The organism is Flammeovirga pectinis, assembly GCF_003970675.1.
GTDB classification, from domain to species: domain Bacteria; phylum Bacteroidota; class Bacteroidia; order Cytophagales; family Flammeovirgaceae; genus Flammeovirga; species Flammeovirga pectinis.
In genome coordinates, this window is the sequence record NZ_CP034562.1 from 3,796,728 (window position 1) to 3,809,417 (window position 12,690).

Below are 12,690 nucleotides of genomic sequence, written 5' to 3' on the forward strand. Positions count from 1 at the left end.
CAATTCAATTATCATACTTACGAGAGAATCTTCTCTCATTAAAAAAGCACGTACTTTAATAGTAACGTGCTTTTTTATTATTGATCCTTTTTTATATCAATTAGAGCTTCATATCTATTTCTTCAAACGGAGTATTCTGAAGCATCACTTCTTTATCTCTTTTATTTAGCCTTAAGTCAGAAACTGTAGTGTGTACAGAAGGATTACTCATTGCAAATAATATCATTGTTAACAAATAAGTACCAAACATTAATGGTTCTAATGTCAACCTAAATAAAACAATTGTAATAACTGGAGGAAAACATAATGGTACAAATTTTACACATTGTGCCTTTAATAACATCGATAACCTGTAAGGTAATGATACCTCTGTACGTATTAGTTTTAGTTTTTGCTGATATTGATAATACGCAAAAGCCGCAATCAAAATACAAATACCTGCAACTAGTCCTACTATTGTGTTTCCTAAAGGTGCCATAATAGGATCTATCGCCTCTCCTTTATATTGTATATACCACAAAAAAGAAAAAGGAACAGAAAAACTTGCCAAAGTATAAAAAACTGTACGTAATTTATTTAGCATATCTACTGGAGCTTTAAAGCCCTCAAAGAAAGATGGTTTTTTATCACTCATCACACAATTTGTTAAATCGTAGAAAACTTATTTCAACTAAAAAATAAATCCGCAATAGCGAGAACCATTGCGGATTTATTGTGCTAAGAAAAGTAATTACTTACTTTTTTCTTCAGAAGTTTGAGCATTTAACTCTTCTTCGTATTCCTTATTCAAGCCATCGATTACAACTTGTGTAATATCTTCTACACTTGGAGTAGACCAAATTACAGTAGAAGTAACACCATCGCTATATCCTAAAACAATACTATAATTTTTATCTGCTGAATAAGCGTCTAAAAATTCTTTTACTCTTCTTCTTACTTCACCTTGAATTTCTGCTTCTTCAGCAGATAAACCTTGTGATTGCGCTTGTTGAGCAATTTGAATTTCTTGTTGTTTTAAACCTAGCTCTTCTTGTTTCTTACGGATGTCATTTTGAGACATAAGACCAGCTCTAGCTCTTTTCTCAAAGCTTTCTGCACTTTTCTGCAATTTCATAGCACGAGATTGCAATTGCTTTTGGCTTTTTTCAACTTTTGCTTGAAACTCTCTGTATCTATCCTCACCATATTTGTAATACACCGATAAAGTATCGTTATTGATATAGGCAATTTTAGTTGTTGTTCCACCTGCTGGTGCAGCTACTTGCTGAGGCTGCTGACAAGATACCATTGTTGCAATAAGTGCAACTACGAATAATAATTTTTTCACTTTATTTCTTAGTTTAGAATGTGGCTCAAAAAATGATATTTATAACTTATTGAAAGAATGTAAATCTAAATATTTTAGTGCACATTTTTCATTATTGTAAAATTTCACAGCTGCAAATATAATTAAATCCTTCTAAGTGTAAAAAGTCCTATTCTTTCATTGTATCTTACTAGTAGTTTTTTTTAAAAAATAGTGAACTTAGATAGATAAAAAGACTCGAAACCCACTAGATTTTCTATGAACTTCGTAAATCCATATTTTTTATATGCACTGCCATTAGTAGCAGTTCCGTTAATTATTCACCTTTTTAATTTTCAAAGGTCGACTGAAATTAAATTTACTAATGTTGCTTTTTTACATTCTGTAAAAGAAACTTCTAACGCACAAGATAAGCTAAAGAAAATTCTTGTAATGATTGCACGAATGTTATTTATACTTTTAGCAATTTTAGCGTTTGCAAGACCTTACATTCCGAATGAAGATGGTACAGCATTATTAAAAAATGATGCGGGGCGGGTGAGTATTTATATAGATAACTCTTATAGCATGCAAAGTGAACGTAATTCTAAAACACTTTTTGATGCTGCTAAAGATATTGGTAGAAAAATACCTACAGTCTTTCCTGTTGGCTTTAACTACCAAGTAATTGATAACCGATTTACTGGAGGATCAAGATATTTTATGAATCAGGATAGGGCTGAAGAAGAAGTTATTGGACTAAACCACTCTAATTTCACTAGGTCTTTAAACGATATAAATACCTTTGAACAAGATGCCTTTCTCAGAGAAGGTATTGGAAATAACAAACAAGTATTTTGGATCTCAGATTTTCAAAAATCAACAATTGGAGCACTTGAACAATTAGAGTTCGATTCTCTTACAGAATATCATTTAATTCCTCTTTCTGCTGATAAAATAGAAAATTTACGTATTGATTCTGTTTGGTTAGACAAACCATTTTTAAAAGAAAAAGAAAACAATAAACTCTATGTAAAAGTCTCTAACTTAGGTAACGAAGCTATTACAGATAAAGACCTTAAACTATATGTAGAAGATGTTCAGGCCTCTAATTCTACGGTTTCTTTGGGTAAAAATGAGACTAAAACAGTTGAAATGGCATTTGCTGTAAGTAGTGCAGGATCTAAAAAATGTAAGGTTAGTATTGATGATTATCCAGTAGATTTTGATAACGAACATTATTTTGTTCTTAATGTTTCTCCTAACATTAATATCGCTATAGTATCTGATAACCCAAGAAAATACCTTTCTACCGTTTATAAAAGTGAAGTCTTTTTAAATGCCACAACTTTTAGTTCTAAATCAATTGATTATTCTGCCACCAATGGAGCTGACCTTCTTATTATTGATAATGTTCAACGTATTAATGAATCTTTAAAAGAAGTAATCATCAATGCAATGAGAAGCGGCACAAACATAGCCGTCTTCCCTACTGAAAACATAGATATAGATAGTTATTCAACTACATTTGGTCTTAAAATCAATAAAAATAATATTAAGGAAGGTACTAAATTGATAGGAACTACCCCTCCTGCCAAAAAAGACCCATTCTTTGCAAATGTATTTGAAAAACGTTTAAGAAATATGAGTATGCCCGAAGGACTTCCAATCTTTCAATGGCATGGAAGAGGGCTTCATACACTCCTAGGATTTAGAAATAGCGAAAGCTTCTTCTCTGTACAAGAAAATGCTTTACAGAGCAATTACTTTGCTTCTGCTCCTTTAAACCCTAAGTACAGTAATTTTGGAAGACATGCCTTGTTTGTTCCTGTAATGTACCGAATGGCTATTTTAAGTAAAACACAATCTGATCAATTATCACATAATTTTGGTGAGAAGAATATAAGAGTCCGCTTTGATGGGCTACAGAAAGGCACAATGTATAAACTTAAAAAAGGGCAAATCGAAATTATCCCAGCACAAAAAATAAATGCTGATATTCTTACAATTAAACTACCTAATGATGATATGGAAGCAGGATGTTATGAAATTGCTTCTGCTGATGAGAATAACTTCATAGGATACATTGCTTTTAATTATTCTAGTCAAGAATCTAGATTAACAACTTTTTCAGAACAAGAGCTTTCTGATAAACTTGATAAATATCAAAATGTAAAAATCTATAAGAATATTAAAGCAGATAATTTTAAACAGATCTTTATTGAAGATAATGTAGCATTTCCTTTATGGAGATACTTCTTACTATTTGCTTTACTATTCCTATGTGTAGAAATGATAATTTTAAGAATTAAGTAAACATACTGATTACCTACATTATCAGACAATAAGTATTCTAATAAAAAATGCGATGCCTTTAAATAGACATCGCATTTTTATTTTGAGGGAAATAAATTTATCCTTTAGATTCTTCCGAAGAAGTTTCCTCTTCATCATCTAATTGAGACTTATAAAAAAGAATCTGTTCATCTTTCATTGCAATTTCTTTTTGTAATGATCTACGCACTTCTTCAAGTTCTTGTTGCCTTCTTTCCATCTCTTCTTGAGTAGCCTGAAGTTCCTCTGTATTCTGAAGCATTTCTTCTTCCCTAACTCTCAACTCTTGCGTTAATTTTTGAGAAGCAGACAAGAGGTGTGATGTTCTAGTATTATGTTTTGCTGAAGTAATCGCTGATGCAATACTTTCTGAAACCCTTTCAATAAATTCAACCATATATGGCTCAATTACATTAAAAGATGCTAATTCAATTACACCTAAAGCCTCTTCATTAAATTTCAAAGGCACTAATAATAAACTCTTTGGAGATGCCAAACCTAGACCTGTCACAATTTTTGAATATCCAGGAGGTACATCATCTATAAATAACGACTCATTTTCTTGCCAACATCTACCCGCTAACCCTTCTCCAAAACCGATCTGCTTGTTCAGGTACTTATCTCTATCAAAGGCATAACAAGACTTTAGTTGTAAAAATTGAGTATCTGATTTTAAATCATCTTCAACAAGAAATAACATTCCTTGATTAGCACCTAAATAATCTACAAGGTCTCTTAATACAACAGAATATAACTGGTCAACATCATCTAGATACTTACGGGTTATTTCAGCAAATTTTGAAATACCTTCACTTACCCATTGTCTTCTATGATCTTCTTCTGATACATACTCTAAACGATCTCTCATTTTAATCAATGAGTTACCTAGAACATCTCTATTTCCAAAAGTCTCAAAATTTGTTTTGAAATTGCCTTTACCTATATCAGAAGCAAAATCAGATGTTTGCTTTGTTCTTTCAATCAAACTATTCATTGATTCAATTGTCTTACCAATCTCATCTGCCGATTTTACAGGAATTGAAGTCGAAACATCCCCTCTTGCTAATTTAGAAATAGCTTGTTCTAATTTAGAAATCGGCCTTGTAAAACTCGTTGAATAGGCATTCGAGACAATAAAACCGATAATAAAGATAATTATTGTAGCAAATGCTACGTTCCATTTTAACCTTTCAATAGATTCAAATGCTTCCACTTCTTGCATTTCTGCAACAATCATCCATGGTAATTGGCGAATTTTAAGGCTCGTATAAGACGTTAATGCTGGCTTACCTAAGTAATTTACTGATAACATATTACCAGTATGACCTTTCATTGCATCTTGAATTGGAGCTGTATTTACAGTTTTAGATAAAACCGTTGTTCTAAATGCTTTTACTTTTCTTATCTCTTCACTAGGGATATTTAAATCCACCATCTGTTGGTAAAACTTTTCTGGTTCTTCTTCAAATAAACGAGCATCACTTCTCATCAATTGATCTTTACCTACTAAATAAGTTTCACCTGTTATTCCCAAACCTTCTTCTACCCAATCTCCATCATCTGTCATTATTCTATTTATTGCAGATAAAGGCATGGTAGCAATAAGTACAGCTATTTTTTCACCTTCCTCATATACTGGAGCAGAGAAAAACATTTGAAGTTCCCCATAAGAGCCTTCGTAAGAGCCAAAATCTGATAAAATTACCATATTTGGTCTTATAGAGTTTCTTGCTAATGTGAAAGCCTGACCTAATGAAGATTGTCTAAATACACCATCCATTAAATTAGAACCAAAATCAACATTTTTAGAAACAGAATATATTACTTCTGATGAATTGACATTAACGAGCAATAAATCTGAAAAACCATCTGCCATTAAAAACCTTCTAAAAGAAGAATGATAACGTTCATGAATATCAGAATAAGCGGTTTTATCATTTGCTCTATTTAATTGAAACTTCTTTCCGATTGGGTTTGGGTTATTAGATAAATATAATGTCTGTAAAATGACCATTCTATCAGAAACATCATCAACACTATTTATTAACTGACGTGAAAAACCATCATCATTATCACCAAGTTTTCTATCGACATCAGTACGGTAAAACTCTTTCAAGTCTCTACGCATTCTTTCAATTTTACCAGGTGCATAATAATAATCTAATATCGAAAATGCAGGAGATAACTCCATTACAGCATCAGACACCATTCTACTTTGTGCCAAAACACTTACTTGCTCTTTTGCATCTTCTATAAACGATTCTAAAGTACGTCGCTTTACTTCACGTACAGAAGTAAGTTGTGCAAAAACTGCTTCTTCTAAAGATTTTTTTGCTGAATAATAACCAAGCATACCTACGGCAGTACTTGATAATGCAGCAATCAAAAGAAGATTCAATAGAACTTTTACACGAATACTTAAATCATTTAGTCTTAATCCAGACCCTTTAGTATTTGTTGATGTCTTTTCAGCCATAGTTTACGCTTAATCTCGTCCGAGTAAATTGTATAAAGCAATTCAAGTACCATGATTGCAATATCATTTCGGACTTCAAAAATAAAACGAAGAATAAAGAAAACTATTTTATTTAAAAGAAGGATTGTGAGTTTTTAGTGCTTTAAAGAGTCTTTTCTTATTAAAAGATGTGCTTAAGGGTGGTTACACAGAAAAAATGAACAAAAAAAAGGATTGATATTTCTATCAATCCTTTTTGGTGCGGGTGGAGGGACTCGAACCCCCACGCCTTGCAGCACTAGATCCTAAGTCTAGCGCGTCTACCAATTTCGCCACACCCGCATTTTTTAGTGGGCTTTTTGTTTTAAAGCGATGCAAAGGTGCATGTTTTTATATTACCACGCAAGTATATTCTGAAATAAATTATTTAACAAAACTAAATAAATTAATAAAATAAGTACAATAAAGAATCTACTCCTCTCATTTATAAGTGTTAAGTCATTGATTATAACTATTGTGTACTAAACAATAAACTTATTACTATCTTTGCAAAATATTTTAGAGTTCTAAAATAAATAATTAAGGTTTATATCTTCTTTAAAGAAGTGTAAAGTATAAATCAATTTGTGAAAAGGGAACTTAACCCCCTGTAAGCAGTATAATATGGCAAAAAGAGTAGTAGTTGGTCTCTCTGGTGGAGTAGACTCTAGTGTAGCAGCTCACTTATTAGTAGAGCAAGGTTATGAAGTAATTGGTCTATTTATGATCAATTGGCATGATGGAAGTGTAACAATTCAGGGAGAATGCCCATGGATTGATGACAGTAATGATGCATTACTTGTTGCAAACAAGTTAAATATCCCATTTCAAAGTGTAGATCTCAGTGAACAATACAAAGAACGTATAGTCGACTATATGTTTTCTGAATATAAAGCTGGACGAACACCCAACCCTGATGTATTGTGTAATCGAGAAGTCAAATTTGATGTCTTTATGGATATTGCAATGAGTCTTGGTGCAGATTATGTAGCAATGGGACATTATTGCCGAAAAGATTCTTTTATTGATGAAAACGGTAAAGAAGTTTTTAGACTTTTAGCTGGTGTTGATGGAAATAAAGATCAAAGTTATTTCTTATCTCAATTGAGCCAAGAGCAATTATCTAAAGCATTATTCCCTATTGGTGAATTAACAAAGCCTCAAGTAAGAGAGATTGCAGCAGAGCAAGATTTGATTACAGCAAACAAAAAGGATTCTCAAGGGTTATGTTTTATTGGTAAAGTGAAATTACCTGATTTCTTAAAACAACAACTTTTACCTAAAAAAGGAAATATTGTTGAGGTCTCTAGAGAGCATCAAATATATACTGATAGAGATACAGAACTCTTGAATGCCTCTACAGAAGACGAGAAATTAGAATTACTTACAAAACCTTATCAGTATAAACCTACCTATGGTAAAAAAGTGGGCGATCATCAAGGAGCACATTATTATACCATTGGGCAAAGAAAAGGACTTGGTGTTGGGGGAACTCCACTCCCTTTATTTGTGATAGCAACCGATACTAAAACAAATACAATTTACACAGGTCAAGGAGATCAACATCCTGGTTTAAATAGACAAGGACTAAAAGTGAATTCTAATGAAATTCATTGGGTCCGAACTGATTTAGAAATGAAAGTTGGAGAAACTAGAGAATATATGGCAAGGATACGCTATAGACAACCTTTAGAGAAGGTCACGCTTTATATGAAATCAGATGGTTTATATTGTGTATTTGAAAATAAACAATCTGGTATTTCTGCCGGACAATTTATCACTTGGTATACAGATGATGAATTAATTGGTTCTGGTGTAATTGCAGGATAAAAAAAAGAAGGGATAGCTGATTTAATATATCAACTATCCCTTTTTTATATACTAACTATTCTTTGTTTAAATTCTTCTTCTTTGGCTATTTCCATAAAATAGATACTGAATTGCTAAGATTATCAATAATGTAGCTACCGAACTAAGTAATGCTCTTAATATTGCTCTTGGCATAAATGCCCAAGAACCTGCTTCAATCATAAATAATAAAATATGATGAAGTATAATTTGAGGTGCAATAAAAATTAGAAAAGTTCCCAATCCCATCTGACCAATAGTTGGTGTTTCAGAAAGTTCATATCCACCCGTAGGTGCTGTCCATTTCATTAATTGAGTTCTTACAAAAGCCAATAAAACACAAGCTGCTGTGTGAATGCCTATTGAGTCGTAAAAGATATCTACCACAAAACCCATAGAGAAAGCAACAAGTAAAATACTCATATTCATTGCTCCGAAAGGTAATAAGATTAAAAAAGCAACGTAGGGAAATACCATCACCATACCATCAAAGAATGCAAGGTTTCTAAAAAACAACACTTGAACAGTGAGGTACAAGAAAAACAATCCCAATTCCTTTAACCAAATTTCTCTTCCCATAATCTATTTATTTCCTACAAGGAATATTTTCAATAATTAAAATTAGCACAATTTAGTCTTCAGACATCAACTCTAAAGAGTCTTTTTCTGATCTAAATAATGATTTTGAAACATAAACATGATGTATTTTAGAAAAATCTACCGATACATCAATTGTAACAAGCCAAAATCTTTCAGAAGGCGTTTTCTTTGCCTCTGTAACTACACCTAACATTATACCTTCAGGGTAAACTGTATTAAAACCTGAGGTTGTTACTGTATCACCTACATTTATATCTAGATGTAATGGTAAATAGTTTGCACTTGCTGTTGTAGGATCTTCTGTATCCCATTTAACAGTACATAACGCTCCATTTTTTTTCAGTTCTGAAGAAACTGCCATATCTCTATGTAAAAGTGAGTAGCAGGTTGCAAAATGAGCAGAAACTGCTTTTACTTGCCCTACTACACCGTCTTTTGTCATTATACCCATACCTTCAACAATACCATCATTCCTACCTTTATTAAGAGTAATATAATTGGCAGATCTATAAATTGAGTTATTGATAATACGAGCTGGAATAAAATCATAAGCAATAGTATCACTCATACCGTAAAACAAAGCTGTTGTTTTGGTATTGATACTGTCTAAACTTAAAGAGTCTTTTACTCCGACTTCTGCTAATTCTAATTGTTTTCTTAGGTATGCATTTTCATTCAGCAGATCTTCATTAACATCTGTCAAATTAAAATACTGTTCAACATTAGAAGAAGCATTATAAATCCCTCCTACAACAGCATTTGAAGATGAAAGTATTACAGACCTCTGGTAACTATTATTGTTTACAATTAACCCTGATGCTACTAATTCTAGTAACAAAAAAACTAAAAATACACGGTATTTAAATATTATGGCAAATAATTGACTCATGGAGTAGGTATATCGATCAAGAATTAAATTCTATGTTCATTAAATATTTCGCAAGATAGAACGAAGAAGCGTACCAAAAAAAAACGCATGAAGAATCTTGCAATTCATCATGCGTTTTTTTCAATTTCTTAAGCACATAAGTCCATTTTGAACTTAAATACAATTACTAATTAACTAGAAGAGATTTACAACTCGTTATTGAGTTTAATCTCCTTCCATATAAATTAAGTAATAAGAATGGCTTTATATCTATTCAACTCTTTCAAAACAGCTCCTGTTCCTAAAACAACCGCTCTTAATGGATCGTCTGGAACGTGAACTGGTAATTTTGTTTTGAGTGAAATTCTTTTGTCTAATCCTCTTAATAAAGCTCCTCCACCTGTAAGATGGATTCCTCTATCGTAAATATCTGCAGATAATTCTGGTGGGGCAGTTTCTAAAGCTCTTAAAATAGCTTCTTCAATTTTTGAAATGGATTTATCTAAAGCAAATGCTACTTCTGCATAAGAAACATTAATAACTTTAGGTATACCTGTCAATAAGTCTCTCCCTCTAATTTCAAAATCTTCGGGTGCATCATCTAACTCTGCTAATGCTGCTCCAACTTCAAATTTGATTTTCTCTGCAGACCTCTCACCAATAAGTAAATTATGTTGGCGACGCATATAATCAAGAATATCTCTATTAAATACATCTCCTGCAGTACGTACTGACTGATCACAAACAATACCTGACATTGCTATAACAGCAATTTCTGTAGTACCACCTCCAATATCAACAACCATACTACCCATAGGTTCTTCTATATCTATGCCAATACCAATAGCTGCTGCGATTGGTTCTGGTACCATATATACTTCTTTTGCTCCAGCATGCTCAGCTGAATCTCTAACGGCTCTTTTTTCCACTTCTGTAATTCCTGAAGGAATACAAATAACCATTCTGTGTGAAGGAGTGAAAAATCGTTTTTTACCATCAGACATTTTAATCATGCCTCGAATCATATGCTCTGCTGCATGGAAATCGGCAATCACACCATCCTTAAGAGGACGAATAGTTTTAATATTTTCGTGTGTTTTTTCATGCATTTGCATGGCCTTAGTACCAAGAGCAATCACTTTACCAGATTGTCTATCTAAAGCGATAATCGACGGTTCTTCAACCGCAATTTTCCCTTTTGTCAGGATCAAAGTATTTGCTGTGCCAAGATCTATTGCTAGATCGCTCGTAAAAAAATCAAAGAAACCCATTAATAATTACTCATTTTCATGTTGATGAATTGTTGGTCGTCTAACTGCAGTAAAAAAGTGAGTTATTAAGTATACATCTCAATTTTATAAAAAAAAAGTTAGGAAAAAACTTTTCAGTGACTTGATTTTTACTATTATAAATGCACACACGATATCTATAAAATATCGTGCCTATTTTTTAAACGAACAAACCTACTCTTACAGTATATGAAAAAGAGAATTTACTAATCTTTTCGTTTGAAGTCTCCTTTTTTAATTGATTTAATTAAATCGGCCCAAGCGAATGGATTAAGTAATGGATTTGCTGTTTCCATAAAGTATTGAGTTGCAATTTGGTCTGCCCTATAATTCATGTAGTATTTATAGTTACCACTAGCACCCATTGGTAAAGCATTTGACATCATGGTTAATTTATCCTGACTCAAATTCTTTTCCATATTTTCTATTCTTTGGTCTTTTTGCTCTCCTAAAGCTAAAAATGCCTCTTCGAAAATTTCTTTAGTAGGGTAAGGGAATACTTCTAGAATTGGAAGCTCTGTAACGTCTTCTCTCATCTCTATCAATACTGTAAACCCTAGATCGTCTCTTTTAGGTATAATTATTTCTTGCTTTGCAAAACCTACAGCACTAACAACAACTGTATCTCCAACTTGTGTTGGCATTGTAAAAAAACCTGCATGGTTGGTTACTGTACCTTTACCTGCTTGTTTAATGTAAACGTGAGCACCAGGTACACCAAAAGAACTATCGCCCTCTACTACAATACCAGAGAATTGAATTGCATTATGTTCACCTTGAGCAAAAACTTCAGAAGGTAATATGTAAGAAGAAACAACTGCTAAAAACAGTACGAATCTTAAATTTATTTCTATGTTAAAAAGTTTAGTCATCCTGTGATTAATAAGATTTTGGTATGTAAATAACACTTTCTCAAGGCATCATTTTTATTTTTTTTGAGAAAGTACATAATTCAAATAAATGATGTTCAGTTTTCAAATATAATCAAAGCCTCACTACATCTGTCAATGTAATGAGGCTTTTCTTATCAAGTTCGAAAAAAAATATGATTATTATCTGCTAATTACCCTCTTTAGAAGACGTAACAGAAGCTAACATCGACATTTTTATCTTCTCAAATTCTATTTTCTTTTTTGCTTTCAATTCTACGTTACGTTCATAAACCCAACGTTCAGGTGAATACTTACCATTCGGGTAGGTATCCCAATAGCCATTATATTCTAATCCTAATGATTCAAATTCCATTCTAAATTCATCATCAATTAGAATAAAGTTCTCTCTTAGGTTTCGTGATAATATTGTAATTACAGATGGAGTGGCAACCATGCGTTGTTCCATTTGTTCAAAGTGTTCTTTTAACTCCACTTCTTCCTTCGTTACCTCATCTAATTTAATTTGGGATTGTAAAACCTCACCTTCCCAAAAGTCGTCTGATTCTTCAAAAACTTCTTCTTTGATTGTTTTTTGTTGATCAGCTGTTAAATGTATAGCACTACTACCTACGTTGGCAACCACCTCTGCTTTATTTTCTTTAAGAAAGGTTTTCCAAGTAGCTATTTTATCTTTTTCAGTTATCGTCATGCAAACCCATGATTTACCAACATACGCAGCCCACAAGGAGGCATCTGATGGAGATTCTTGAAGCATTGACCATACTTTTGGTTTGTTAAGAGGATCATTATCAGCACTAGCATTCGTAAATGATAGTAATACTGAAGAAATGATTAAAAATATTTTAATAATTTTCATTTTCACACAGAGTTCGGAAGTTGGCTAACAAATATAAGATGCAAGTATTAACTAATCTATAAACACCATTCCATTTAATATAATTTTACACGTTAAAAAATCGTGCCTAAATGTATGTACAGTTATAGTAAGAATGAGAAATAAAAACTGATTTTGCTAAGTCATTATAGAAAAACCTTACATAGCTAATTAAATAAATGTAAATAATAATCATGCTATATTC

The 12,690-nt window shown here is 32.3% G+C and carries 10 protein-coding genes and 1 tRNA gene; 2 read left to right on the forward strand and 9 right to left on the reverse strand.

Going from position 1 to position 12,690, the window contains the following annotated elements:
- Nucleotides 1-100: 100 nt before the first annotated feature.
- Nucleotides 101-634 carry a hypothetical protein gene (locus EI427_RS15350; protein ID WP_126616283.1) on the reverse strand — a complete coding sequence of 178 codons (534 nt, stop codon included), beginning with the start codon at nt 632-634 and terminating at the stop codon, nt 101-103.
- 96 nt (nt 635-730) lie between these two features.
- Complete coding sequence (locus tag EI427_RS15355) at nt 731-1,327, reverse strand: OmpH family outer membrane protein (protein ID WP_126616286.1); 597 nt, start codon at nt 1,325-1,327, stop codon at nt 731-733.
- Nucleotides 1,328-1,564: 237 nt separating this feature from the next.
- On the opposite strand from EI427_RS15355, the gene EI427_RS15360 reads away from it, so the two are divergent.
- Complete coding sequence (locus EI427_RS15360; RefSeq protein ID WP_126616289.1) at nt 1,565-3,601, forward strand: BatA domain-containing protein; 2,037 nt, start codon at nt 1,565-1,567, stop codon at nt 3,599-3,601.
- Between the two features lie 97 nt (nt 3,602-3,698).
- On the opposite strand, the gene EI427_RS15365 is transcribed toward EI427_RS15360, so the two are convergent.
- Together EI427_RS15365 and EI427_RS15370 are read right to left on the reverse strand one after the other, a co-directional pair.
- Nucleotides 3,699-6,095, reverse strand: coding sequence for a GAF domain-containing protein (locus tag EI427_RS15365; RefSeq protein ID WP_126616292.1), 2,397 nt, complete (start codon nt 6,093-6,095; stop codon nt 3,699-3,701).
- 236 nt (nt 6,096-6,331) lie between these two features.
- A tRNA-Leu gene (locus tag EI427_RS15370) sits at nt 6,332-6,416 on the reverse strand.
- Nucleotides 6,417-6,737: 321 nt separating this feature from the next.
- On the opposite strand from EI427_RS15370, the gene mnmA reads away from it, so the two are divergent.
- Nucleotides 6,738-7,943, forward strand: a complete 1,206-nt coding sequence (gene mnmA, locus EI427_RS15375; protein ID WP_126616295.1) for a tRNA 2-thiouridine(34) synthase MnmA — start codon at nt 6,738-6,740, stop codon at nt 7,941-7,943.
- Nucleotides 7,944-8,009: 66 nt separating this feature from the next.
- Here mnmA and EI427_RS15380 read toward each other — a convergent pair whose 3' ends face one another.
- From EI427_RS15380 to EI427_RS15400, 5 genes are all read right to left on the reverse strand, one after another.
- Entirely contained in the window at nt 8,010-8,540 is a 531-nt protein-coding gene (locus EI427_RS15380) for a rod shape-determining protein MreD (protein ID WP_126616298.1), read from the reverse strand.
- A 52-nt stretch (nt 8,541-8,592) separates the two neighbouring features.
- A complete protein-coding gene (mreC, locus tag EI427_RS15385; protein ID WP_126616301.1) occupies nt 8,593-9,450 on the reverse strand; it encodes a rod shape-determining protein MreC in 858 nt (285 codons plus the stop codon).
- Nucleotides 9,451-9,674: 224 nt separating this feature from the next.
- Entirely contained in the window at nt 9,675-10,700 is a 1,026-nt protein-coding gene (locus EI427_RS15390) for a rod shape-determining protein (RefSeq protein WP_126616304.1), read from the reverse strand.
- Nucleotides 10,701-10,924: 224 nt separating this feature from the next.
- Complete coding sequence (locus EI427_RS15395) at nt 10,925-11,590, reverse strand: carboxypeptidase-like regulatory domain-containing protein (protein ID WP_126616308.1); 666 nt, start codon at nt 11,588-11,590, stop codon at nt 10,925-10,927.
- Nucleotides 11,591-11,777: 187 nt separating this feature from the next.
- A complete protein-coding gene (locus tag EI427_RS15400) occupies nt 11,778-12,467 on the reverse strand; it encodes a hypothetical protein (RefSeq protein ID WP_126616310.1) in 690 nt (229 codons plus the stop codon).
- Between the last annotated feature and the right edge of the window lie 223 nt (nt 12,468-12,690).